The sequence below is a fragment of the Mesorhizobium sp. WSM4841 genome, assembly GCF_055811515.1.
This window is the reverse complement of the sequence record NZ_JBVVQC010000006.1, coordinates 15,453-39,828: the sequence shown is the minus strand read 5'-3', so window position 1 is coordinate 39,828 and position 24,376 is coordinate 15,453. Positions and strand designations below refer to the sequence as shown.

The 24,376-nt window shown below is 62.4% G+C and carries 17 protein-coding genes; 2 read left to right on the top strand and 15 right to left on the bottom strand.

What is annotated here, in order from left to right; all coding sequences use genetic code 11:
* Nucleotides 1–86 precede the first annotated feature (86 nt).
* The 13 genes from eglC to AC0L14_RS09135 all read right to left on the bottom strand — a co-directional run bounded on the left by eglC (nt 87) and on the right by AC0L14_RS09135 (nt 10,857).
* Nucleotides 87–1,478, bottom strand: a complete 1,392-nt coding sequence (gene eglC, locus AC0L14_RS09195) for an endo-1,3-1,4-beta-glycanase EglC (RefSeq protein ID WP_473484990.1) — start codon at nt 1,476–1,478, stop codon at nt 87–89.
* A 266-nt stretch (nt 1,479–1,744) separates the two neighbouring features.
* Nucleotides 1,745–2,566 carry a D-glutamate cyclase family protein gene (locus AC0L14_RS09190; protein WP_473749242.1) on the bottom strand — a complete coding sequence of 274 codons (822 nt, stop codon included), beginning with the start codon at nt 2,564–2,566 and terminating at the stop codon, nt 1,745–1,747.
* A gap of 165 nt (nt 2,567–2,731) precedes the next feature.
* Entirely contained in the window at nt 2,732–3,544 is an 813-nt protein-coding gene (gene sctT / locus AC0L14_RS09185; RefSeq protein WP_123148992.1) for a type III secretion system export apparatus subunit SctT, read from the bottom strand.
* A gap of 9 nt (nt 3,545–3,553) precedes the next feature.
* On the bottom strand, nt 3,554–3,823 hold the full coding sequence (locus tag AC0L14_RS09180; protein WP_473749241.1) for an EscS/YscS/HrcS family type III secretion system export apparatus protein: 270 nt from the start codon (nt 3,821–3,823) through the stop codon (nt 3,554–3,556).
* An 18-nt stretch (nt 3,824–3,841) separates the two neighbouring features.
* Nucleotides 3,842–4,495: a type III secretion system export apparatus subunit SctR gene (sctR, locus tag AC0L14_RS09175; RefSeq protein ID WP_473484984.1), complete on the bottom strand. Its 654-nt coding sequence runs from the start codon at nt 4,493–4,495 to the stop codon at nt 3,842–3,844.
* The gene (sctQ, locus tag AC0L14_RS09170; RefSeq protein WP_473484982.1) at nt 4,488–5,462 is read right to left on the bottom strand and encodes a type III secretion system cytoplasmic ring protein SctQ; all 975 of its coding nucleotides are present in this window, start codon (nt 5,460–5,462) and stop codon (nt 4,488–4,490) included. Before sctQ ends, sctR begins: the two co-directional genes overlap by 8 nt.
* Before the next feature lie 151 nt (nt 5,463–5,613).
* A complete protein-coding gene (locus AC0L14_RS09165; protein WP_473749238.1) occupies nt 5,614–6,075 on the bottom strand; it encodes a hypothetical protein in 462 nt (153 codons plus the stop codon).
* 13 nt (nt 6,076–6,088) lie between these two features.
* The gene (locus AC0L14_RS09160; protein WP_473749237.1) at nt 6,089–7,447 is read right to left on the bottom strand and encodes a FliI/YscN family ATPase; all 1,359 of its coding nucleotides are present in this window, start codon (nt 7,445–7,447) and stop codon (nt 6,089–6,091) included.
* Nucleotides 7,444–8,064, bottom strand: a complete 621-nt coding sequence (sctL, locus tag AC0L14_RS09155; protein ID WP_473749236.1) for a type III secretion system stator protein SctL — start codon at nt 8,062–8,064, stop codon at nt 7,444–7,446. The genes AC0L14_RS09160 and sctL overlap by 4 nt, the downstream gene beginning before the upstream one ends.
* Nucleotides 8,065–8,069: 5 nt before the next feature.
* The gene (locus tag AC0L14_RS09150) at nt 8,070–8,693 is read right to left on the bottom strand and encodes a SctK family type III secretion system sorting platform protein (protein WP_473484974.1); all 624 of its coding nucleotides are present in this window, start codon (nt 8,691–8,693) and stop codon (nt 8,070–8,072) included.
* Nucleotides 8,690–9,529: a type III secretion system inner membrane ring lipoprotein SctJ gene (sctJ, locus tag AC0L14_RS09145; RefSeq protein ID WP_473749235.1), complete on the bottom strand. Its 840-nt coding sequence runs from the start codon at nt 9,527–9,529 to the stop codon at nt 8,690–8,692. Before sctJ ends, AC0L14_RS09150 begins: the two co-directional genes overlap by 4 nt.
* A 9-nt stretch (nt 9,530–9,538) precedes the next feature.
* Nucleotides 9,539–10,186, bottom strand: a complete 648-nt coding sequence (locus AC0L14_RS09140) for a hypothetical protein (protein ID WP_473749234.1) — start codon at nt 10,184–10,186, stop codon at nt 9,539–9,541.
* A gap of 20 nt (nt 10,187–10,206) precedes the next feature.
* Complete coding sequence (locus tag AC0L14_RS09135) at nt 10,207–10,857, bottom strand: type III secretion protein (protein WP_473749233.1); 651 nt, start codon at nt 10,855–10,857, stop codon at nt 10,207–10,209.
* 222 nt (nt 10,858–11,079) lie between these two features.
* Between AC0L14_RS09135 and AC0L14_RS09130 the strand changes: the two genes are divergently transcribed.
* A complete protein-coding gene (locus AC0L14_RS09130) occupies nt 11,080–11,820 on the top strand; it encodes a L,D-transpeptidase (RefSeq protein ID WP_473485142.1) in 741 nt (246 codons plus the stop codon).
* Between the two features lie 48 nt (nt 11,821–11,868).
* Nucleotides 11,869–12,828 (top strand): LysR family transcriptional regulator, encoded by a 960-nt coding sequence (locus tag AC0L14_RS09125; protein ID WP_473749232.1) that lies wholly within the window; start codon nt 11,869–11,871, stop codon nt 12,826–12,828.
* Here the strand turns inward: AC0L14_RS09125 and AC0L14_RS09120 are convergent.
* Both AC0L14_RS09120 and AC0L14_RS09115 read right to left on the bottom strand, forming a co-directional pair.
* Nucleotides 12,804–21,368: an SH3 domain-containing protein gene (locus AC0L14_RS09120; RefSeq protein ID WP_473749370.1), complete on the bottom strand. Its 8,565-nt coding sequence runs from the start codon at nt 21,366–21,368 to the stop codon at nt 12,804–12,806. The genes AC0L14_RS09125 and AC0L14_RS09120 overlap by 25 nt on opposite strands.
* Nucleotides 21,250–24,345, bottom strand: coding sequence for a LysM peptidoglycan-binding domain-containing protein (locus tag AC0L14_RS09115; RefSeq protein ID WP_473749231.1), 3,096 nt, complete (start codon nt 24,343–24,345; stop codon nt 21,250–21,252). Before AC0L14_RS09115 ends, AC0L14_RS09120 begins: the two co-directional genes overlap by 119 nt.
* Nucleotides 24,346–24,376 lie beyond the last annotated feature (31 nt).

Here is a 24,376-nt window from a genome sequence, read left to right as displayed (position 1 = left end):
TTCCAGTTCGGTCTCAGGCAGCAATGACCGCGCCCGAAATCAGGCCTGATGACGAACGTGGCGGTGCCGAGCCCATCTGTCAAATGTTAGATAATCCAATCTTGCAACGCATAGGCATGGATGTAGTCGATCTGCATTTCCGCAGGCGTCGCAAGCCCGTCGGCGGGCGCTCCCGCTTGGCCACCAATCCCCATATTCACCAGCATATACATCGGGTCATGCATGTCGGCAGGCGTTGCGGCACGAGCGACTTCGACGTCGTCGAAATACCAGACGAGTTCGTCTTCTGTCCAAAGCACGCCGTATGTGTGGAACCCTCCGGTATCCGAGGTATAGGCAGTCGAGCCCACTGTTGTATGAGTTCCCGTCGCGTTCGAGTGGCCTGTCAACATGAGCTTGTTTGGATCCTGACCGAACATCTCTATGACGTCCAGTTCCGGTGGCCAGGAGCCGTCCTCCGGGAGAAGCCAGAAGGCCGGCCATGCACCTTGTTTTTCGGGCATATCGGCCCGAATCTCAAAATAGCCGTAGGTCTGCGCGAAGGATTCGTAGGTCGTCAGCAAACCTGACGTGTATTGGTAATTATTTATATAGGGCCGGATCGCCTCAGGAGCCCGGGCGGCGGTAATCGTGAGAACACCGTCCTCAATGCTGAACGGATTGACGGACCGTGTCGGGGCGTAGTCGGTATCGATGTACCATTGAAGATCGTTTGTGGTCGTGAGCGTGCTGCCGTTCGCGGCCCCCCACCAGTAGTTCGAATCCCAGGTGCCGCTCGAGCCGTTCCACAGGTCCAGCGTGTCGAACTCGTCCGAAAAGGTGAGTTCCAGAGCCGACCTGTCCACGCCCAGCTTGAACTGGCTTGCGGTGAAATCGCCGATGGTCTTGTTGGCGAAGACGAGAAACTCGCTATCGGACAGATTAAGTCGGACGTTGGCTCCCGACTGGACCATGTTGGCGCGCACCTCCTCGAAGGAGGTGAAGCCGTAGCTCCCGACGCGAACGGTATCCGTCGCGCCAAGGTCCAGGATCAGATCACTGCCGTTGCCGGGGTTGACGACGAAAATGTCCGCCCCGGATCCGCCCTTGAGCACGTCATCGCCCTTTAAGCCGTCGAGCGTCTGTTGGCCGGAGCCGCCGCTAACGATGTTGTTCAGCTCGTTTCCGAAAGCATAGCGTTTATCGCCGGTGACCGTCAGGTTCTCGAAATTCGTTGGGAGCTTATAGCTCATCCAAGTCGAGATGGTATCCACCCCCTCGCCGGACAGCTCGACCGCTTTGTTTTTCGAGGAATACAGATAATAGATGTCATCGCCCTTGCCGCCACGCATTGTGACGGTGACGCTGCCGTCCCCATACATCGAGTCGTTGTATGTGCTGCCATAAAGTGTTGAGCTGGAACTCGTCGCCGAATACCACTTTACGGAGGAGCCGCTGTAGGGAAGTGGAACGCCCTTGGCGTTCAGAACCGTGGCCATCGCGGTCTTTTCTCCTTTGTCTCGCTGGATAGCAGCCCTAACATCAATCAAGGGCAAAAGGAGCCAGTACTTTTTCACTTTCCAGTTCGGAAGGTTACCAAATGGTTATCACGTAGTGGGAGCACTTGCCGGGGAGCTTCACTGCCTCGAGTGCATAAGGTTGGGCCACTGCAACATGATCGAAGATGTGGTGAGGCAGATCGAGACCGACCCTCACCGCATTTCGCATCTCGAATAGCATTACCGCTGACCGGTGAGAAGAACTGCTAGTAGACTTTGAAAGCGCCCGCATCGGCTCGTGCATCCACATCGGTGATCAGCATGTGCCCCGGCGATACCGTGATCGAGGTCGCGAGTTCGGCACGAGCAAGTGCATCCTGTGCGGTTACGCTGCTGGCCCAGAATACAGGGACCTCCCCGTCCATGATTTTGACTGCATCGCCCCAGTCGGGAGCCATCAAGTCGGCTATTCCGATGACCGTGGGATCTCCGACATGGATGGGAGAGCCGTGGGCATGCGGGAAGCGTGCGGTAAGGGCGCGAACCCTGTCGACATCGCAACGGCTTATCGGACGCATCGAGACGACCATTTCGCCGCCAAATGGTCCGACGCGATACGTCTTGATCCTGGTTCGAAACTTGGGTGAGGCCTTGCCGCAGCCGATGCGGCTCAGTTTCTTTTCGGCAAGTGCAGCTTCGACGGTCAGCGAGCTGCCGAGCGCGAAAGCGGCAAAATCATCCTGCCACAGGTCGATGATGTCCGTCCTCCGACGGGTCAGCTCGCCGAAATGATAGATGTTGTACTGGGGGGCATCGGTGCGGATGTCGATGTCGCCCAGCGCTGGGATCAATGGGCTGCCGGCGCGATTCACGCCGACCAATGGACAGGGTTTCGGGTTGCGGATGCAGAACTGGTGGAAATCGCCGGCAAAGCTGCGGGGCACAATCACAACATTGGCCTGGAGCTTGCCGTGCGCCAGCCCCCCTGTGTGCCCCTCATAGGCGCCCATTCTGACAAGCCTGCGCAGCCTGTCCGCATCGACCAGTCGCAGGTCCTCGAAGATCGGTGAAGTGGTCAGGCGAGCCATTGCTTCCGAGCGCGTTTCAGAGACAAGTCGGGAGGCGTAAGATCGTTGGCGGCTCGGCTGCTTGTCAAATCGTCAGAATCTTTCCTCAACGATAAATTGTATTTATTGGCCGGCCAACGATCGCTTCATTTAGGACCGACTCCTGCGCAAATCTGCATGGTGTCATTAACAGCTGCGGCAGCCGATCGCTTCTATCTGTCGGCCTGCCTCGTGCAGGAAGCCAAGGTCTCGGTTCATGTAGAAGAGCAGGAAAGCGGCATAGAGTACAAAGACGAGGCTAAACACCAGCGTCTTCACGATCAGCGAAAGCGCAAAAACATTCAGGTGCGGTGAGGCGCGCGCCAAGAAGGCCAGCACAATGTCGGACAAGAGCATGCTGATGATGAGCGGAAAAACGAGGGTCAATGCCATCATCAGAATGCGGTTCAGCAGATCGAGAAAGATGCCGGCTGCATCCTTGCTGAACACAGGCAGAAGTTGGTCGATCGGCCACAGGCCATAGCTGTCGTAGAGACTGGTCAAGGAAAGTTCGAGGCCGCCGGCAGCCAGGTAGATCGTGACCATGATGACGGCGAGCAAGGTGCCGGTGGCACTCGTCTCATGGGTCATCATCGGATCGATCAGAGTCCCCATGGTGGAGCCCCGCTGCAGGTCCAGGATATCGCCGGCAGCCTCGGCCGCCCAGAACGGTATGCCCATCGCCAGCCCGAGCGTTACCCCGACCACGACCTCCTTGAGCATGTACACGACGATCATCGTCGTCGCGATGTCAGTGTTCGTCAGCTTGTTCACGATCATCGGAAAGACCGGAACCGCCAGCGCCAGAGCAACGCCGTTGCGCAAAAGGCCCGATAGCGGCACACGCGAAAAGAGCGGCATCAGGAGCATGAATCCGGTCATGCGTGCGAGCGCGAAAGCTCCGGCCAAAAGATAGAACTGAAGCTCTTTGACCGACGCGAAGAATGGTTCGACCGGCATCTGCGTGCCTCAACGCGTGACGACGGGGAATTCGTCCAGCGCCGTTGAGGCCTGCTCGGCGATCTGCTGGCCAAGCAGCGGGCCGAAGGCGATGATGACCAGCAGGATCACGACGAGCTTAATCGTCTGCGGCAGGGACTGGTCCTGAATTTGCGTCAGCGCCTGGGCAAGCCCGACAAGGATGCCGACGGCCATCGCCGCGATGATCGCTGGGCTCGACGCGAAAAGCACTGTCAGAAGCGCGCTTTGGACCTTCGCCAGGATGAAGTCATTGCTCATGCAAACCTCCTAGCGGCGTCAGACGTAACTCAGGATGAGGCCGTGCATCAGCCGCGACCAGCCATCTATGGCGACGAAAAGGAACAGTTTCAGCGGGATCGAAATGAGGACCGGCGAGACCATGATCATGCCGAGCGTCATCAGGATGTTCGCAACAACGATGTCGATGATGAGGAAGGGAAGATAAAGCAGAAAGCCGATTTCAAACGCGCGCGTAAGCTCGGACGCGACAAAGGCAGGGACTAGTATCGAAAGATCGTCGTCTTTCAGATTTTGACGTGCCTGTTCCGGCCACAGGCGGTTCGTTCCGTCAAGAAAGAACTGCCGCTCTTCCGGCTGCGTGAATTTGATGAGGTGCTGCTGTAATGGTTCCCTGACCAGTTGCGCCGCCCTGGCGAGGTCGTCCGTACTCTGGAACTGAACCTGCCCTTCCTGAAGCCGGCCCGTCATCTCGCTCAGCAACGGCGTCGTGACATAGACCGTAAGCACGAGCGCTATGCCGTAGAGGACCAGATTGGGCGGCATCTGCTGGACGCCGAGCGCATTGCGGATGAGGAACAGCACGACCGAGATTTTCAGGAACCCGGTCATGGTGACGACTGCCAGCGGCAGCAAACCGACGAAGCCGACGGCAATCAGGATCCCAAGCAGGTTGGGCGAATTGTCAAGCATTGTCGAACATGCGGGCGACCCGCACGCCCAGGCTCTCCCCAATCCGCACGATCTCGCCACGGCCGACGCGTTTACCATTGGCGATGATGTCGACCGTCTCCTTCGTCACATTGGCGAGCGGAACGATAGCACCGGGCGCAAGCTGCCTTACCTCGCCGAGAGGCATTGCCGTGCGGCCGAGCTCGAAGGCAAGCGCAACCGGCAGTTGGTCCAGAGTTGCCTCTTCCAGTGTCTGGTCGGCGTGCGGCGGCGGGTTCTGATTCATGGTCCACTCCCATTTCGATCCAGCGATTGCAGTCGGGGCGGCAAGCAGTTGCAGCCCGCTGGCAGTCAGCACGGCCGGGGCATAAAGGCGCTCGGCAATGACCAATGCCGCCTCTTCCTCTTCGTCATCGAAAAGCACTACATCGCCAGGTTGCAAGCTTTTGAGATCACCATGGCTGATTGTAAGTGCGTAGCGCCAAAGGCAGACCGGCAACGGGAATTCCGCAGGAAGCGGGGGTCTCGCTTTGCCGATCGCGTCGAGAAAGCCCCCGGCCCGCACCGCCAGATCGACGCTGTCGGTGTGCAAGGCGCAACCTATGGTTTCGTCCTTGCCGCTCAGGACGAAAGCCAACGCGGTTTCGTCCAAAACAGTGTCTTTTTGTTCGACCAACGTAATAGCGATCGTCTCGCCCAGCTTGCTCTCGATCCATTCGAGATCTTCTTCGAATACGGATTCCAACAGCAGTGCGGCGTGAGCGGGTGCCAGTCGTTTCACGTCGACCAACTCGTCAGCCTTGGCAAGGCCCCGTTCGACAACAGAAAGCGGCAGGCGCAATTTGCCCGCCGTGTCTCCAACCGTGAACGAAATCGTGCACAATGGCTGGTCCACAGGGTTCGGTGCCGGCCAGACGGCAGCGATCGACATGGTTTTCCCGGCAATCGTGATCTGCGCGGGAGCACGACGGCGGTAGAAGGCGTTCAATGCCCCAACCTCCACGGCCGCAACAGATTCCAAAGTCAGCGGCTCGCCAACGCTCGAGCGTGTGCGTCTCACCGGCTCTGCGCGCGCTCTCTTTTTTGCCGACGCCAAGGCCTGAGGCATCACACTTCCATATTCACGGTCACGGATTGGACTATCGTTCTGTGGGCAAGCGCAGTGGACTGCGCTCGTCTTCCTCGGAAAGCTCGGCAAGCGCCAGGCTGCGACGCGCAGTGCGTTTGGTCAGATGCTGCAACAGCCCGTCCAGCTTCGTCACGGCCTTCATGCTCGCGCGATGATCATTGCGGGCTGCCGATAACTCGGCTTTGCGTCGTTGTTCGGTGACGCCGGCCAGCTTCTCGTTTTCCCGGAGCTGCTCGGTTTGCCTGGCGGCGCGCTCGAACTGTCCCTGAAGCCGATGAAGGCTGGCGGCCTTCACCGGCTGTCCAACAAGCGAACCGAATGCTGCATCCTCGGCGTCGGCTGTGTGCTGCAGGTGTTTGCTGACCGCGGCGGCTGCCTCCCGAACCTCCCCGGCGGCCCGCTGCGCAGCGGCGTATCTCCTGATGACCGCTTCGTTTGCGCGCTGTTCACCGTGGCGCCTGAGGTCGCGCAATCGTGCGATTATGTCACGATCCTTCATTGACGATCCCCCGCATGCGTTCGCGTGTCTGCTCGATTGTTTCGTGGGTGGCGGACGGCTGTCGCAGGAAGGCGTTGATGGTGTCGATCTTCGCCACCGCCTCGTCCGCCACCGCATCGCTGCCCTTTTCGTATTCGCCGACGCGCAGCAGCAATTCGACGTCGGCGTAGCGGGCGAGCAACTCCCGTAAGCGGCCGGCGTCCGACCGATGCTCAGCCGGCACCACCGTGTCCATGAGGCGACTGCGGCTGCGCAGCACGTCGATGGCCGGGAAATGATTGCGCTGCGCAAGCTCGTTCGACAGAAAGACGTGGCCGTCGAGAAGCGCCTGGATTTCTTCGGCAACCGGATCCAGCGTGCCATCGCCCTCCAGAAGAACGCTGTAGAGGCTTGTAATGGAGCCGACGCGGCCAGGCCCTGAGCGCTCGAGCAATCGGGGCAGAACTGCAAAAAGCGAAGACGGAAAACCGCGACGCGTCGGCGGCTCGCCTGAAGCGAGGCCAATCTCGCGCTGCGCACGGGCAAAGCGCGTGATGTTGTCCATTGCCAGCAACACATGCTTGCCCTGGTCGCGAAAATATTCGGCAATGCTGGTTGCCACATAGGCGGCCTTGACGCGCTCGATCGCCGGCCGGTCGGACGTCGCGACGACGATGACTGCGCGCGCCAGCCCTTCCGGCCCAAGCTGATGCTCGATGAATTCGCGCACCTCACGTCCGCGTTCGCCGACAAGCGCAACCACGGCAACATCTGCGTCGGTGCCGCTGACGATATCCGAAAGCAGGATCGACTTGCCGACGCCAGGCTCGCCGAAGATACCGACGCGCTGCCCACGCGCGCAGGTGAGAAGCCCATCGAGGGCGCGGATACCGAGCTGGATAGGCTCGGAAATCAAACTGCGCTCCAGCGGCGACGGCGGATAGGCATTGACGGGATAGCTGCCGGCAACGCCATCCGGCGAAAGCGGCTTGCCATCCAATGGCTCGCCGAACGCGCTGATCACCCGACCAAGCAGGCCGGGGCCGACGGACACCGTTTGGGTCTTTCCGGTCGCAATAACCTCCGTAAGGCTTGAAAGACCGGTGAGATCGCCAAGCGGAACAAGGATCGCCATGTCGTCCATGAGCCCGACGACTTCCGCCTTGGTCGCCGTGCCGTTCCTGGGATCGACGAGTTCGCAGATCTCGCCGATCCGAACCTCCTCCACCGTCGCGTGAATGACCGTGCCGGTCACTCGCCGTACACGCCCTCTCCTGGGTCGGCTGGCATCGTCACGCAGGCCGGAACGCAGGTTCGGAACGATCGATGCGAGGCGGCTCTCGATCTTGGTGGCGGGACTTGTCATGCTGCCGCCTCGGCTTTTGATGAAATCGCAGCGGCAATGGCGTCGAGCTGTGCCTTGATGCTGGCGTCGATGACGGCAATGTCGGTCGAGAGGATGCAGGCGCCCGTCGCCAGCGTATCGTCCGCGTCGATCTCGACCGTCATGCCCAAGTCACTCTCGCGCAGGACCGCGTTCAGTTCGTCGCGAACCCTGTTGACGGAAGCGGGATGAACTCGGACCTTCAGATATTTGGCACGGCGAATTTCAGCGACGGCCTGCGCGGCCGCCTTGGCGACCAGCATGCTGACGTCGAATTCTCCCAGCACGCGCCTGACCACATCGAGCGCCAGGCTAGTGATTTCGGCTTCCAGCCAACCAAGATAGCGATCGACCTTGACCGCCGTCTCGCTCACCAAACGCGCGGCATCCGCGTCGCCTTGCGCCTTGCCGTCTTCATAGCCCTGCGCATATTCGGCCGCATAGGCTCGCCGAGCGGCGTCACGCAACTGCTGCGCATCACGCCTGGCCTCGTCGAGAAAAGCGTGCCCATCCTGCCAGGCGCGTGCCTCGGCAGCGCGCAGGATGCGGGCGACGGGGCGCCTCGGCACGGCAGTGGTCGCTTTGCCCGGTTCGACCATCTCGCCTAACCCATCGCCCGTCGAACAATCGCCGGACCAGCTTCGGCAAATGGTTCGGCTGTCGGCTGGTCAACAAGCGCATGCGGCATCAGCTTGAGGCGGACCCGCATGCTCGTTTCGCCCGGCATCGCCTGACACCAGGCGCCAAGGCAACGCAGGCCGTCGGCATGGACACGACTATGAATGTCTTCAAGGGGCTCCAACGGCTGCATAGGACCGGCCAGATCGCGGTTGGCGACTGCGAAAGCGCAGATTTCCGCACCGAGTGCTGCCTGCAACGCGGCGGCCTGGCGTCCATCGATGACGGCGGCCAGACTGCCGGCCCAGTAGATCGCGCCGGCGCGAAGCGCAAGGTCCTCCACCTCCTCTCCCGACGACAAAGCAATCGCCCGGTCTATCTCATCGGCTGGTTCGTTGGAGACGGCGCCGCTGAGGCCGTAACGATCGAGCAGAAGCTCCGACAATCGCTCCTGCAGGCGCTGCGACCGCAACATACGCTCGCAGGCAGCCTCGCCGATCGTGCCGTCAAAGCATTGCGCCAGCCGGGCCGCATCCGCATAGCCAGCGGGATTGGCCATGAATGCCTGCCATTCCGGGCTGGCAGTTTGCTTCGAGCCGGTCTGGATCATGTCTTCTTCACCGGCATGGCCGACGCGTCGAGCGCATAAACGCCGGGTCGTCGATACCACTGGACGTAAGCCAGGCGGGCAGCCAGCGCCAATAGTGCCGCCGTCATGCTGTAAAACAGCCACATCGCGGCGACGACGCTGTCGGGATGCAGCCAGAGGCCGAGGAACGTTGTGAAACCTGACTCGCCGGTTGCGTGCTCGGGAACTGCCGCGGTCACCGGAATGAGCGTGACGGATACATTGTCATAAGTCAGCCCGGCGATGCCTTTGGCCACCAGCATCTTGACCTGCGGGATCAGCTCATTCATCGGAACGGATGCGCGGTGCCGGATGAAGACGGAGGCGGACGATGGGACCAGCCGCTGTCTCAGCGGATCGTTTTCGGGCAGGACGAGATGAACGCGCGCAGAAAGCACGCCGTCGATGTCCGAAATCGTCTGCGACAGCTCCTGGCTCAGGCCATAAATCATCGTCGCACGCTCTTCGACCGGCGAGGATACAAGCCCGTCTCGCTTGAACACGTCGCCGAGCGTCTGGAATTCCTGTTTGGGCAACCCGCTTTCGTCGAGAATCGCCATGGCTTCGGCGAAACGGTCCTTCTGTACGGAAACCGTCATTTTGCCGTCCTTGCCCGCCTCGCGCTGGGCCGGGATGCCGTGACGCATCAGCGTGGCCACGATCTCGTTGGCCTGCCGCTGGTTGAGGTTGGAATACAACTCAACCGAGCACGCCTGGAGCACAAGCATGCTCACCACGACGAGCGCGACGCGGCACCGGACGCCGCATCGATTCAATAGCGTTGACCGCCGCGGCAAGGATATCGTGTGCACGAACACTCCGTAGGCTTACTGTTGCTTGATCAGCGTGCTGGTGGACGACGTAACGGCCGTTACGCTGCTCGTGACCACTTCGAGATTGGCGGCTGCCCACATCACCGAAATGGATCGTTCGAGCAGTTGCTCGGCATTTTTTGCGGTAGCGTTTTCGTCTTCCTTACCTGACGGGGCGGTCTTGCCGGCGCCATCCTGCATGGTGGCTGTTTCAGCATTCACAGAGGCATTTGCCTGGGGGGCATTTGCCTGGCCAAGCGCCTTCTGCACCTGCTGCATGGTCCCTTCCAGCGACTGAACCGCAGAACCGAACAATGCAGACGGATCCGTGAGCGCCCCGCCCCCAGCCTTCTCCACCTCGGCCAGATAGTCGAAGAGCTTGTGTTCGGCGACCGGCGCGGTCTTTTCCAGTTTGGAGGATTGTCCGGCCATTGCCGGATTGGCTCCCGAAGATGCCTGCGCCACCTGCTGGCCTGCCCGCGTGGCGACATCACCGCGCTCAGGCATAGTAACCTTCGCGGCATCATGTTTTTCCTGATTGGCACCCACCATCCGGTTACCCGGCTGCGTTGCCGTGCCGGTGGTGATTTGCTGCTGCGAAGCTATGCTGGTGGTCAAGTTTGCCAGTGTAGCTTCCAGGGCTCCAATCGGCGCGATTTGCATGAACCTGCCCTCCTGCTTGCTTAGTTCGATTTGCCGGAGGGGACATTCTTCGCCTCCGCCTGCCTTCCGCGGAAAACGCGGACCGGAACGACTTTGCCAGGATCCGGCTTGGTGCTCGGCGCCGCAGGAACCCCCAGTGTTTTCCTGACAAGTTCAACATAGGATGGTGGCCCCGATACCGAGACAACATCGTCTTGCCTGGACACCTTGATCGGAAACTTCGGGTCGATGACCCCCAGCCGCGAAAGCCGATCTTCCGCACCGGCAGCCGTGTTGGCATCAAGCGCGATCATTTCCGTCCGGACCTCAGCTTCGGTCGCGACGTTCATGACGATGCCATCGAAATGCCAGACCAGCCCGTATCGATTGCAGATCTCTTGCAGGAAGTCGCGGGCGGTTCCAACCGGCATGCCGGCGCTTAAACGCCCCTTTATGAGTTTGCTGACACGCATGGGCGCCCGCATGTTGCGGCCTAGCTCGACCAGCGCATCGGCCACCGACTGATCGACGGTGATGTATCTGTACGGGCCGGCAGGCCACCGCGGTTCGGCGGCGTTGGCCCGCGACGAGGCAAGACCGAACGCCAGGATCGTCGCAAGACCGCAGGCGACGAAAGCAGCCCTGGCTCCCGAGCACCGATTCGCATGGCAGCTATCGCGTCCCGTCAACATCGGTCCTATCGAAAAGGGACGCACGAGCGATGGCCCGCGTCGCTGGTTTCATGGTTTACCCGCCGATTCACTCTATCGTGCACACCGCAGAATTGGAAGTCCAATTGGATTGCGCATTAGCATTTGGTGCCAAATGTTGCGAACCGCCAGCAAAGCGATATGGTGCGCGCTGGAATCAGGTGATCGCCGGCTGAACGCCTGGATGCAGAAGGATCGTTCTTGGTGGCGGCAATCTTGATCCTGCTTGCGAACTTGCCTGTTCCCGTCAAGGTTGCGGGACGCAAAGTACGGGTCACGCCGCGCCTGATCCAGAGCCCGTGCCTTATCCGGAGATTGTGTGCATCAGTTCTGGTTGCTGCCACGTCGATTGCCGCCATGGCGCCGGCGCAGGCCCAATCGAATAGCGGTTACGACCCACGAAGCTGGACTTACGATCCGGCAAGAAATGTGCTGGTCTCCCCTTCCGCTCCCGACCAGACTTCGGACGAAGAAATCCGGCCCGACTGGTCAGCAATTCCTAGGGAGATCGTGCATTTCAGCGAGGCTCAACCGAAGGGATCGATCGTCATCAACACCCCGGAGCGGCGGCTTTACTACATCTTGGGGGGCGGCAGGGCGCTGCGATACGCGGTAGGCGTTGGAAAGGAGGGATTGGAGTGGTCCGGCCGCGACACGATTTCAAGCAAAAAGAACTGGCCAGATTGGCGGCCGCCGGCCGAAATGCGATCCAGAGAAGCATCAAAAGGCCGCTTCCTGCCCGCGCATGTCGAGGGAGGACCGAACAACCCATTGGGGGCGCGCGCATTGTATATCGGCAACACGCTTTATCGCGTCCACGGCACCAACCAGCCATGGACCGTCGGACAGGCCAACTCCTCCGGTTGCATTCGCATGACCAACGAGGATGTTATCGATCTTTATAACCGAGTGAAGATCGGTGCCCAGATCATTGTACGGCATTGATGGTCGACGCCCCCTCCCCGAAAGCCCGCAAATGAGTGACCTGCCGTCGTGATACCTTTCAACATCAAGCAGCTCGAAACCTTTCTCCTGGTGGCCACCTTTGGAAGCTTTCGAAAGGCGGCGGAACGCCTGAACACCACGCAGCCGGCGGTGTCCACCCGAATTGCCGGGTTGGAGGAAGCGCTTGGTGCCAAGCTGTTCGAGCGGCAGAGCAGCACGGTCAGGCTGACCGCCGAGGGACAGCGGCTCTTACCACCTGCCCAACGGGTTCTGCGCGTCGCGGAGCGGCTGCAACTGATGGCCAGCTCTCTTTCAGAGACTTCGGAGACGACGAGGGTGCTACGGCTTGGCGTTGCCGAAACGATCGTACACACTTGGCTGCCGGATTTCCTCACGGCGCTGAAGGCAAACTTTCCGCTTGTCGAGACCGATATCGTCGTCGATGCAACGACGACCCTTCGCAACGAACTCATGTCACACCGGCTCGATCTTGCGGTGCTGATGGGCCCTGTCCTGGAGTACAGCATCGAGAATATCGATATGCCGTCCTTTCCTCTTGTCTGGGTCTGCTCGCCGCAGTTGGAATTGCCCAACCGACGCGAGGTGACGCTGAACGACCTGATGCAGTTTCCTATCATCAGCTATGCGCGCACCACGCGACCCTATAGCGAACTCTACCGCAAGCTCACCGGCGAATTCGAAGACACGCCGCGCATCTTTCCGGCCAATTCGCTGGCCGCTTCCATCAAGATGACGCTCAACGGAATCGGAATAGCCTCGCTGCCTGAGGAAGTCGTCCAAGACTATATCGCAAGCGGTAAACTGCGCGTCGTAGAATGCGAATGGCACCCGTCCGACCTGCAGTTTACCGCCTCCTACTCTTCCGAACCCTCCAATCCGATAGCGGAGCGGGCGGCAAAGCTGGCCGGCTGCGTTGCGCATGCCTATGCTGCGAGAACCGACAAGCTCAGGCCCGCGGTTTCTCAACCCAAGGTGGCCGGCAGGTAGATGCGGTCGCCTGAGAAGATCAGATCCGGGCTCAGGATATGATCCATGTTGAGCACAACCGTCTCGGCCACATCCGCAGAATGGGTCCTGGCGATCAGGCGAATGCTGTCGCCGTTCTTGACCTCGACCCACTGGTAGCCGTCTTTCTCCAGCGTTGGATTGGTGCGGCCCGCAGCATTGCTGCTGCCGTCGGCATGCGCCTCGACATGGTCGCCGGAAACCCAGCCGCTATGCATGTCACCGTCCGGCCCGAAACCCTCGACCGGTATCCAGGCGTCTCCTGACTGGTCTGTCGAAGGCCCGGCGGTCTGCTCGACGAAGGTGCCGGGTTGCAGAACCGTCACCACGGTCGAATCCCCGTCAGGCTGCGCCCGCAAATTCAGGCCGTCATCGGCCAGCACGGCGAGCTGCGGGAAGTCCTGCGGCGGGGTTTGCGTCCCGGGATCAGGCTGCTCTGTGCTTTCGTCCGGAGGCGCGCCATCGACGCCGGAAGGGTCGTTGCCCGGCGCAGTCGGGTCGGTTGCCGGCGTCTTGCCGGTGTTGTTCCATGGCTGGTCGTCCAGCGCATCCCAGGCAAACAGCAGCATACCGACGCCGAAGGTCACGCCTAGCGCGATGCGATCGGCGATCCCCCAGCGCGCGTCGGACTTTGCGCGGGCGTCGATCTGCTCGTCCGTCCTTGGCACGGCCCGGCGATTGAGCAGATCCGTGCGCGCGGCCGACACCCAGAACTCAGCGCTGCCGACGGTGAACAAGGCGCCCGCCGTCGCGGCCAGCGGCGAGTGCAGGTTCTGTGCCGTGTAGAGAAGGGAACCAAAGACATAACCGGGACCGGCCAGATGCTCGGCCACGTTCCGCAACACCGGGCGTCCGGCGATCGACTGCAGCGCGGATTTCGTGCCGTAGACCACATTGCCCAGTGAGAAGGAGCCGTTCACCCCGACATTGTCGCCGCGCAGCAGCCCGGCGGCCGAGCCTGGAGACGAAAAGATGAACGACGCCCCGCTCGCGGCATTGAGGGCGCGTCCCAGCGGCTTGTGATTTGCCGTGGCGTTCGGAAAGACCGATTGCGCGCTGAAGACGATGCCGCGCACGCCGAACGCCACGCCCGCAGCCGTCGCGGCCCAATGCGGTGGCAAGATCTGCCATACCGTGTAGGAGGAGCCGGCCATCGGACCGAAGGTCGCGACCAACTGCGCGTTCTCCTTGAGGCGGGCGAGGGTCAGCGCCTGGTCAACGGCAGCAGTTTGATCCGGCGTCATGACCTTCTTGTGGGTTGCCCGATAGGTGGTCAACTGCAGCACGGATAGCGCGTTCGTTTGCTCCGTCGGCATCCAGGTAAACTGCCTGGGCGTGAACTTGCGCAACTGGCCGGGGCTCAACTCGCCAAGCTGCTTCGGCGTCAGCGCCGCTATCTGTTGCTTCGTCAGCGCCTCGATCTGGTGAATGGTCAGAGCGTCAAGCTGCTCCCGCGTCAGTGCTGCGATGTGGCGTGGCGACAGCTTTGCCATCGTCGCAGGATTGCGTGCCGCGACGAGAGCCGGGTCCAGCGCCGCAATCTGCGTCGCACCGAGATGGCTGAATTGGGCAGGTCTCATGGCGGCGACCTGTTCCGGCGTAAGGCCATTGCGCTGCTCATCACTGAGCTTGGCGATCTGGTCGGGCGTCAGCTTGCGCACCTGCTCGGTGGTCAGGGCGGCGAGTTGCTCCTGTGAGAAGGCCGCGACCTGATCCGGCCGCAAGCCGGTGATCCGGCCAGGGGCAACAGCCTGCAATCTGCTTGGCCTGATCGCCTGGAGCTGTTCGCCACCCAGAGCCCGCAACTGCGTCGGCCGAAGTGCGGCAAGTTGATCGAACGTCAGTTGCCCGATCTGCTCGGGGCTGAGTGCAGCCACCTGCTGAGGCGCCAGCTTGGCGATGTGCGCCGGCTTGATGGCGTGCAATTGCGTGCCGGTGAGTTCGGAAATCTGATCGGCTGCAAGCGCTCTGACCTCCGGCCCGGTCGGCGCCCGCACGGGTTCGGCAAATCCCGGCTCCGCTGCGGAACTCACCGGAAGCTCAAGGCTGACGATCCTTCCGCTGGCAGAGTCAAAGACCACCCTTCCCCGGTCAGGGGCCGGCGGCCATGTCGCGGCTGTCGGCGTTTCGGCGGCACTATTCGCCGCCTGCGGCATTTCGCCAGCCACGGTTGGGGTTTCGTTGCCGACCACCTCGGCCACCGGCGGCGGTGCTTCGGCCTGGGCTGGCGCATCCCAGAACTCGTCGGCCGGCCGCAAGATCACCTGCGGGCGTTTTTGTGTTGATCCGCCGGGCGCGACGGCATCGTCATTGCGCGTGAACTCACCGACGAAGTTCCCGTCCGGATCCATCATCCGCCAGCCATGGACCTCGTTCCATGGGATGCTACCGTCGATTGCAGTCTCGTCGACGCGAGCCATTCTGTCGCTGACGGGCCGGCCCATCGCCTCGAACTCAGTCGGGACGTGGAGGCGCGGTCTGCTCGGACTGAGCGTATAGAGATAGATATAGCCTTGCTGCCGCGCGGCCCGTGACTCTTCCGCGACGAAGGTCTTGGCGCCCGAGATCGATTGGCTGGTGCCGACGAAACGGCCATGGGTATTGCCAAGCACATAGTTGCTCAGGACGATGCCTTGCGGATTGTCCACCCAGATTCCTGTCGGCGGCGGTGGCGAGAAGCCGCCCGCGTCCCTGATCTCGCTCGGCGCACGTGTATCGGCGCGGAAAACATAGGGGCCGACATTGCCGCGCAAGGGTCTTGCAGGGTCGCCGGCGCCGTCGACCGGCAGATTGCCTTCCTCGGGATGCCCGAGGCTCCCCGGCACATGGTCATCGGAAGCACCACGTATCCAGGGCAGCACGACCGGCTCCCCGGTTTCCGGATCGCGATGCAGAATATGCGACTTGTGAGCCAAGGCCGGGTCGTCGCTGCGGAGTTGCGGGCCATCCGCAGGCGGCACGTATACGTTCTCCGCGCTCTTGGGCGGCGTCCCGAGATACCTCACGGTGGCCGTTTCGCCATTCTCGTCGACGATCCGCAGCGTTTTTTGCGACGGTCCCGGACCGAGTGCCGGCGGGGTGCCATCCGGCGGCCCCGAGCCAAGTGCCGGCGGGGTCGGCGGCGAATTGTGCAGCACATCCTGCTCGAGCAGCCGGTTGAGGTAATGGGCCTGCGTGGGCGTCAGTTCGCTGCGGGCCTGCTGGTCCAGCTGTTGCCGCAACGCCTTCCAGGCGGGCCTGCTCATGCCGTCTGGTCGTCCGCCGGCGGAGGCGAGTTGGTCCGGATATGGCGCCACGCCCAGTTCCGGGAACACATCCAACACGCGCTGACCAGCAAACCTTAAATCGCCGTGCGGCGATGCCGCAACTTCGGCGAGATAGGCGTCGAGATGCTGCAGAACGTCCGGCGTCAGTTGCCCTCCCGAAGTGTCCAGCGCGGAGAAAACCTTTTGCGCGCCTTCGGAGGATCCGGGGTGGGCGCGGGCGGTACGGGCATGCGGGACAAGGTCCTTCCTCACCGAGCCGAGTTCCACCGTCGTTACCGGCCATTGGCTATAGTTCACGGCGAGACCGGCGCCGTGGTCCTTGCGGTCCAGGCGGTTGAGCGGCCCGGCGCCCGTCTCGCGCGGAACGCCCTCGAAGGCGGGGGTGCCGCGCCAGGATTGCTTGCCGCCTCCGACGGGCGCAATGACGTTGTAGTTGCGGTAGAGGAGACGATCCTCGAAACCAGGCACCTTGCCTTCGGAGCTATAGTGGCTGGCGCCACCTCTCGTCGCCTCCTCCCAGAAAGAGGCTGCCCGTTGGCTGAGCGGACCAGGCTCCCTGTGCGTATATCCCGGCCGGCCGCCTTCGCCGCCGAGATAGCGCAGCGTGCGATTGACGTAGGCCCCACTCAGAGAGAAGCCAGCCAGGGATATCGAAGCGCCAAAGGCGCTTTCGCTCTGGAACGTGTTCTTCGACAGCATCGGCGCCGAGGCGACCCACCGGGCGGAGGGAGCCGCCGCCTCGTCATAAGCGAAATTCGGCCGGTATCCATTGACGAAAAGTTTCTGGCCCTTCGCGTCGTTGGGATGGACCGGGAGCAGAAAGCCCGTGCCGTTCGGGCCGTTGTTCTTCAGGCTGAGTTCGCCATAGACCTGCCGGCTGGGCAGCGGCACTTTGATGCCGACGCCGAGCATCGATCCGCCGAGAGTGACGGTGCGGCCGTCGGGGCCGAGGATCCACCCGGCAGCCAGCAAGGCGCCGTTGGTCACCATGTCGTTCAGCACGGGGCCGCCCAGGACATTGGCTTCGTGCTCCTGCAGGAACCAGGAAACGGTGGCGCGGTCGGACCGCCAGACCCCTTGTGCATCGGTGAAGAATGTCGGGGCGCGCCAAGAACTCGCCTTGTCGGCACCCAGCAACCGCTCCAGCAGGACGGGCACCTCGCTGTTGATCTCGGTCCCGGCCCTGGGCTTGCTTGCAGGCAACGCGTTCTCCAGCGCGTGCGCGAGCGACTGGACCGCGGGGTCCGCGGATTTCTGCTGGTTGGCGGCGTAACCGCGCATCTGTCGCCAAAGATACGGCGTCCAGGTGTCGTGGCCGGACAGAACCTTCTCATTGTAGCGGCCTTCCGGCGAAAGCTTGCCGGCGGGTTTGAACGAAGTCTCCGGCTGAAGCTTCGGACCGTAGACCCACGTGCTGCCACTGTCGGCCTGCAGGACCTGCATGAGCGCATCCTGCTGCGCGGCGGTCACCGCCTTGCCGGGCTTGGTGGCGCGCCCCTTGAAAAACGGCGAGGCGGCATTACCCGCGGCGGCAAGGTTCGGATCGGTGGAGCGTGACGCAGCCTTGAGGTAATCGCCGACGATGCCGCGGCCGGCGTCGGTCCAGCCGGCTTCTCCTGGCAGCGCCCCGGCGGTAAGGAACTGCTCGCCGCGGGGCAGCCTGGCGTCGGACGACAGGCCGAGTTGGTCGATCACTTCTCCCGGCGAGAGATGCGGCAGCTTGCCCTGAGCGCTGAACACCTGGAGGGTCGTCAGGCCGTTCATCGAAAGCTGGCCGGCCGGCTTGCAGCCGGTGAACGGGCTGTTGCGGTCGGCGTTGAGCATTTCGCCAAGCGCATGATGCTGGGCCTGCGTCATCTCCGTGCCGGACTGAGGCAGGCCCCTGCCGCCGAGCTGCACTCTGGTCATGGTCACCGCATCGCGGACGACAGGATCGCTGGAACGTTCGAGGGAGTGGAGATAGTCGCCGACCAGTTCCAGCTGCTCGGGCGTCCACATCGGCGCGGGCGTCGCCGCATCGTCGGGAAGCGCCGGCAAGATCGTGGCCAGGGTTTCGCCGAGCGCCGAGCGATGGCTGACTTCCCGATTGTCGGCAGGATCGAACGTATGGACTTCCCGTGCCGGGGTGTTGACCCTGATCTGGCCGTTCGGCGTAGTTATCGACCCGCGCTTGGCGCGTTCGACGGTCTTGCCCGAACCCAGGTAGCCGGCATCCGTCGCATGCTCGCCCGGCAGGACGATGTCGCGGGTCATGCTCGCCTGCGGGCCGGCCACAACGACCTTGGCAGGCAGGTATTCGCCGCCGGCCTCGACATAGATGTCCTGTCCGGCGGTGACGCCGTCCTGCGGAACCGGCCGGTGATAGATGCTGTCGACCAGCTCTCCGAGCTTCGGATAGTCATAGCGGGGTTCGGTATTCGCGTAACGCGTGCCGATCCGCCGCAGGCCGGCTTTGACTGCATTGAACGTCTGGCCGAAGCTGTACGGGTTTGACGAGAAACGATTGATGATCGGCGTGCCGTCGGGCCGAAACCGGCTGGGGTGCCCGGTGTCCGTCACGGCCGGTGGCTCCGTGCGGGCGTTCGGATCGGTTGTCCAGCGGCCGTCGGCGCCGAGATAAAGCACCGGCAAGGAAGGGTCGAGCTCGACAGGAGCCGGCACCGGCTCCGGCGCGGCGGTGATCGCCTTGGGTTCGGGTATGGCGACAACCCTCTGCCCTTCCGGCAGGTTGAAATCGACAAGCATCTCGCCGGTATGGCGGTTGCCGAGAGTGTAGCGCATCAACGGGCGCGTGCCTTCCGCCCCGCGTGTTTCCGTTTCGGACTGGAGCAGGACCTCGTCCGGGGTGGCCAGCACGGCCGGATCGTAAGGGCGTGCGCCGTCGAGGTAGCCCGTCTGCTGCGGATCCTTGCCGCTGGTGTAGACGTATTCCGCGGGATTGGGGCCTGGCATGCCGGTGAACGTCTTGGTCGCCGGGTCCCAGACGAGCCGCAAGCCGCTCTCGGCCGGGCGCGTCGTTCCATCGCCGCGGACTGGCGGAATCACAATCGGATCGCCGTCGGCGGGGACGCGCACATTCTGCTCACGCGCTCCCTCGGCGTCTCGGTCGCTGGCATTCTCGGGATCGCCGCGCTCGCCCGGGGCGCTCGGCCCTTCATCGTGGACGTTGACAACCGTCCCCTCGACGACGGGGTGGCTGGGATCGTGGAAGACCAGCTTGTCGGTCGGGCGATAGACGCCGTCGGTGCCTTGCTCATGCACGACCATCGGCCGCGACGATTGTCCGTCGCCTGATGGATCACCCTTGCCGCCCGCGGGTGGCGGTGGGTTCGGACCGTCGGACTCGCCGGCCGGCAGCGCCCTCGGACCGGTTGGACGGTTAGCCCCTCCCGTGTTGTCAAAACCGTTCCGGGCGCCGAAACCGGCTCCCTGCTGGCCGGATGTTTCGCCGGCCGCGTCGCCATCGATGATGATCTCATCTGGATCCGGCATGACCTGCTCGCCGGTGGGCCTGTAGACACCGTCGGGGCCGGCTTCGTAGACGGCCCGCGGTTGCGGCCCCGTCTCCGACGTATGAGTTTCATTCCGGGCGCCGCCGGTTCCAGGCATGTTGGACAACAGAGAGCGGCCGCCCAAGCCTGTGCCGACAGTGCCGACGCCTATGCCCACGACTGCGTTCGCGAGCTCGAGCAGGGACATCTCGCCGCCATGCGCCGCCAGATCTTCCACCGATTTGCCGAGCAACGGAACACCGGTAACCACGGCGCCGGCATCGAGGCTCCACGCAGCGGTGGTCAGCTTGTTGCCGCTTTGCATAAACTCCGAGACCTTACCAGCATAAGAGGCCTCCTCTACGTTCACCTGGAATCTGCCGAAGCCCCAGCTGGCATCCTTCATGCGGGTCATCCCGAAGCCGCCCGCGAAAGCCTGGGATCTGGACAGGCTTGTCTTGGCCAAGCCGAATGTGCGCAGAGCACCCGCGCCCACTGGCAGGAACGCAGTTACGCCGGTGGCGACATTCCAGGCCGACTGGCTGTCGAAGTCGCCGCCCTGCAGGAGGTGATCACCCTCTTTGATCAGAGCTTTGCCGCCAAGGATTGATCCGGAGCCGATCGCGATGGGAATCGCCCATTGGCCGCCCGGCACGAACGAGACGATGGTGGAGACACCGGCGACGATGCCAAGGCCAATGTCGGTAGCCTTGTCCCAGAAACCCACCTTGCGCGCGTCGGCCACATCCAGTTCGTCGAGCGAAAAACCATCCTCGCCGAGCGACATGTCGCCGCCCTTGGCCATGACCAGATTGCCCTTCTCGCTGAAGATGCGGTTCTCGTGCTGGAATTCGTCAAAGCTGCTGTAATATTTGCCCGAGCTGTCGACATAGCCGATTTCGTCGCCGCCGCTCTTGATCGCGAACAAAGCCGTCGTCGATTCCTTCCCGCCGTCGAGGGAGAAAACCGGCACGATCTTGACCTCGGCGTCGTCGCCGGCGCGGTCGGTGATTTCTTCGGTGACCTTTTGGACGTCTTCACTCGGCGCGTCGAGCCCGAGGGTCTGACCAACGGCAGTGCTGAGTTGGTCCGGCGTATATGTCTCGTATTCGCCGGTGAAGCCGGCCTCGTAGAGGTTCTCGAACTGGACCTGATATCCAGCCAGCGCCTGGTCCTTGTGTTCTTCAAAATACTCGTACTTGAGTTTCGCCTCATGCTCGGCGGAACCGTATTCGAGAAGCTTGGGGTGGCTTGCGGAAAAAGCGTACCAGTCGCGCCCAGCCACCATCGCCGGCCGCACGTTTTCTTCCCAGTCCTCCAATTGGTTCTTTTCGGTCTCCGCCTGGCCTCGATCGATTTCCGCGGCCGCAACTTCGGGGTGCACCCACAGCTTCTGGCCGTCCATCTCGATCTGGACCCACTTGCCGCTGTCGCCGATTGCGCCCGGCCCCTGCTCCTCGTAGGCCGCGGCAACTTCCGGCGCGACCCACAGGTCGCGGCCGTTCACCGGGATCTTCACCGCCGTCTCGCCCGGCTTGAGCGTGCCAGCGGGCGCCTCTACGGTTCCCGGCCCGTAGTCGGTGATCGCCTGGTCGCGTGCCGTTGTCGCGTCGACGAGCCCCGTCTTCGCATCTCTCAGCCCGGCATCAAGCTGGTCGACCTGCACGCCGACAATCTTCGACTTGGCCGCGTCCAGCGCCGATTGCGATCCCGTGCCGCTGGCTGTGCATACCGGCGCCGACGATATGTCCTGCGTCGAGGCCAGCAATCTCCTGCCACTGCTTGTTGAGCGGATCGTTGCGGAAATCTTCCCTGATACCCTCGTCGTTGAGGTCATATGTCAGGGCAGATTTATGTACGTTGGTGTCATCACCGTTCTCGTCGGTGAAAGTGGCGTTCTCATAGACGGTAACGACATAGAGCTGACCGTTCTCCTCGACTATGTCCTGCGATTTTATCTTGCCAGTAAAGTCACCATGTCCATTGGTATAGCCTTCCCAATCGAAATGGTGCGGGTTTCTTTCCTGCGCCTGCGCAAGCAGTTGCTGCTTGAGAGGCTCCATGGTTACGGCAAGATCCGCCGCCTCTGCCTGTGCAACCCCATACTCCTGATATGCCTCGGCCAGGGTCACCTGATTGGCCGCGGCCCCCTGAAGCGTTTGCAGACCTTCAAGCCGCTCTTCGATGGCCGTGTATTCTGGGCTTCCAGGCTTGGCATCGGTAAGCTTCAGCTCCAGCTCGGTCGAGCTGATCATTTGATCGATCGTGGCCTTGTTGCCGTTGGCGGTGCGTAGCGAAACGTTTGTAAAGAGCTCGGCGACCTCCGCGTGCGCGGCCTTTCCTTGTTGGCTGGTTTCCTCGGCACTGGGGCCAACCGGGCTGCTGACAGCCGTCTGGTTGGGATCGCTGAGCGTCGGCAGGTCTACCTGTTTGTCGATCGCTTCGAGAAGTGACGTCTGGCCCTGCTCGTATTCGGCCCGGGCGGTGCTGGCGCTTTCAAGCGCGTTGTTGGCGAGGCTCAACCGACTTTGCGCATCTGCCAGCGTGCCCTTCGGCTCGGGCGGCTTCCAATCCAGTCCATAAGGCGCCAACGCCTCGTCGAGCGTCGACTCGGCACCCTCCATGGCGTTCTTGAATTCAGGGTCAAGTGCATAGACGTCGAGCTGTGCTGCGCTCTGCGCAGCCTTTGCTTCTGCCTCACCGAAGTTCGCAATCGCCACGTTCTCGGCTGCGATCGCCTTGGCCACCTCCGGGTCGAACCATTTCCAGCTCCCGTCGACCAGCAACGGCACCCACTTCCCGCCTGAAGGAGCCGTGGCTGATGGTGGGTTCCCGTAGGGACCAACCGACGTGGGACCACCGTCGAGAGTCGCGCCGGTTGCGTCTTGTCCCCGACCATATAATTCCATTGCAGCGACCACAGCCTGCTGCTTTTCAAGCGCCTCCGTGGTCAGCTCTGGCGTCGCTCCGCCGAATATGCCGTCCAGCGTCGTCTTGAGTATCTGGTCTTCCTTGGCCTGTTCCGGGTCATTGCTGTTCGGGTTGATGTCCAGCAACAACTCGGCCAACGCTTCCTGCGCGGTGCCGGCCGCGATATCTGTAACGGCGCCGGTGGTATCGTTGGTCAGCGTAATCTTGCCGTCTGGCGACGTGGTCAGCGTGTAGCCGTTAAACGTCACATTGACGGTGGTCCTGGTGGCACCCTCGATCACCACGGTCTCTCCCGGATGAATAAGGTCGGGATCGCGCGGAGAGGTGAACAGTTCCGGATTGCTCTCGGCGAGATCGTCCAGCGTCACACCATGCGCCTCGGCGATGTCGCTCAGATTGTCACCGGGTTGGACCTCGTAATCGATCGGCTCGCCGTCGTTCAGCGTCTCTACGATTGTTTCGGTGCGTCGGCCGTCCTTGTCGAAGACGATCGTCGTTTCGGTGTTGTTCCTGGGGTCGACGATGGTGGCGGTCTGCTCGCCGGTCTCGGTGTTGCGCTCGATCTGGGTGGTCACGCCGTTGCCGTCGACCATGTCGGTCGTCTCGGTGCTTCCCTCAGTGGTCGTCACCGAGCGCGAACCATGATGGTAGTCATTGTTGTAGGTGACGGTCCTGCCGGTATTCGGATCCGTGACGACGATCTGGAGGGTCTCGCCAGGGTCACCGCCCTGCGTCACCTCGAGGCCGGCGGCGTTCAGCTCGGCGATCACCTGCTCCGGCGTAAGTTTGCTCTCCTCGGCGATCTCGTCAATGCTTTTGCCCGCGGCAAGCTGTTCCTGGATCAACGGCACGCCCGAGCCGTCCGCCGTTTGCGATTGCGCCAGTGTGGTCACCTCGCCGCCCGGAGCCGTAACCGTGGTTACCGGCAATGCGGGGCCGCCGGCGGGCGTCACCGTCTGCACGGTCGACCCATTCGGCAGGTTCCTTGTGGTGGTGACGGCACCGTCACCACTCGTTTCGGTGGTTGTGGTTTCACGGGTCTGGGGATTGGTCGTGCGTTCGGTGACCGCGCCGTCGCCGAGATCGTCCACCAGTGTGGTCGTGATCGCGCCGGTCTGCGCGTCGACACTGGTGGTTTCCTTGCGGCCGAGATCGTCCCGGATCGGCGAGGAAGTCGCCTGCATGCCGGGGCCGGTCACTTCGGTGTAGTAGCCGCCGTGGTGATAATCCTGGTTTTCGGTGATCGTGCGGTCTCCGGCGGTAATCACCACCGTGCGGGTGTCGCCGTTGGCGTGCTCGGTCGCTACCGCCGTCATGCCGCCGGCATTCAGAGCCGCCACCACATCCTCGGGAGCCAGTCCCTGCTCGGCGGCGATGTTGTCGATGCTTTTGCCGCCCTCGATCTCCTTGAGAATGTCCTTCGCCTTGGTGACTTCCGGCGAAACACCACCGTCGTCGGGCTCACCACTGGTCAGCAGGAGGTTTGGCGTACCGCCGAAATTCTGCGTCGTGAAAAGCGCAGGCGCGGCGGTGGCGCCGCCGTTGCCGTTTGCTGCGGTGACTGCGGCAGGCGGCACCGGTCCTGGTTGCGCCGCCGGGGCAGTCGGCTGTGCCGTCGTCAGTTCCGCATTGACCTGCGTCAGCCGCTGGCGGGCGCCCGCGGCCGCGTCGGCCTCACCCATCTTGTTGGCGAGCCGGATTTCATTTTGCAATTTCGTGGCTTCCGCCTGCAGCCGCGTAGTCTGCTCGGCATTGGCCTTTGGATCGACCCTGGGCGGCGGCGGCTTGACGGTATTAATCGGGCGGATCATCAAACAACCTCCGGAGCCGGTCCAGTCCTGG

Excerpts from the sequence above, each read along its gene's own strand:
- eglC (WP_473484990.1), bottom strand. The coding sequence starts at position 1,478 with ATGGCCACGGTTCTGAACGCCAAGGGCGTTCCACTTCCCTACAGCGGC.
- AC0L14_RS09190 (WP_473749242.1), bottom strand. The coding sequence starts at position 2,566 with ATGGCTCGCCTGACCACTTCACCGATCTTCGAGGACCTGCGACTGGTC.
- sctT (WP_123148992.1), bottom strand. The coding sequence starts at position 3,544 with ATGCCGGTCGAACCATTCTTCGCGTCGGTCAAAGAGCTTCAGTTCTAT.
- AC0L14_RS09180 (WP_473749241.1), bottom strand. The coding sequence starts at position 3,823 with ATGAGCAATGACTTCATCCTGGCGAAGGTCCAAAGCGCGCTTCTGACA.
- sctR (WP_473484984.1), bottom strand. The coding sequence starts at position 4,495 with ATGCTTGACAATTCGCCCAACCTGCTTGGGATCCTGATTGCCGTCGGC.
- AC0L14_RS09160 (WP_473749237.1), bottom strand. The coding sequence starts at position 7,447 with ATGACAAGTCCCGCCACCAAGATCGAGAGCCGCCTCGCATCGATCGTT.
- sctL (WP_473749236.1), bottom strand. The coding sequence starts at position 8,064 with ATGGTCGAACCGGGCAAAGCGACCACTGCCGTGCCGAGGCGCCCCGTC.
- AC0L14_RS09150 (WP_473484974.1), bottom strand. The coding sequence starts at position 8,693 with ATGATCCAGACCGGCTCGAAGCAAACTGCCAGCCCGGAATGGCAGGCA.
- AC0L14_RS09140 (WP_473749234.1), bottom strand. The coding sequence starts at position 10,186 with ATGCAAATCGCGCCGATTGGAGCCCTGGAAGCTACACTGGCAAACTTG.
- AC0L14_RS09135 (WP_473749233.1), bottom strand. The coding sequence starts at position 10,857 with ATGTTGACGGGACGCGATAGCTGCCATGCGAATCGGTGCTCGGGAGCC.
- AC0L14_RS09115 (WP_473749231.1), bottom strand. The coding sequence starts at position 24,345 with ATGATCCGCCCGATTAATACCGTCAAGCCGCCGCCGCCCAGGGTCGAT.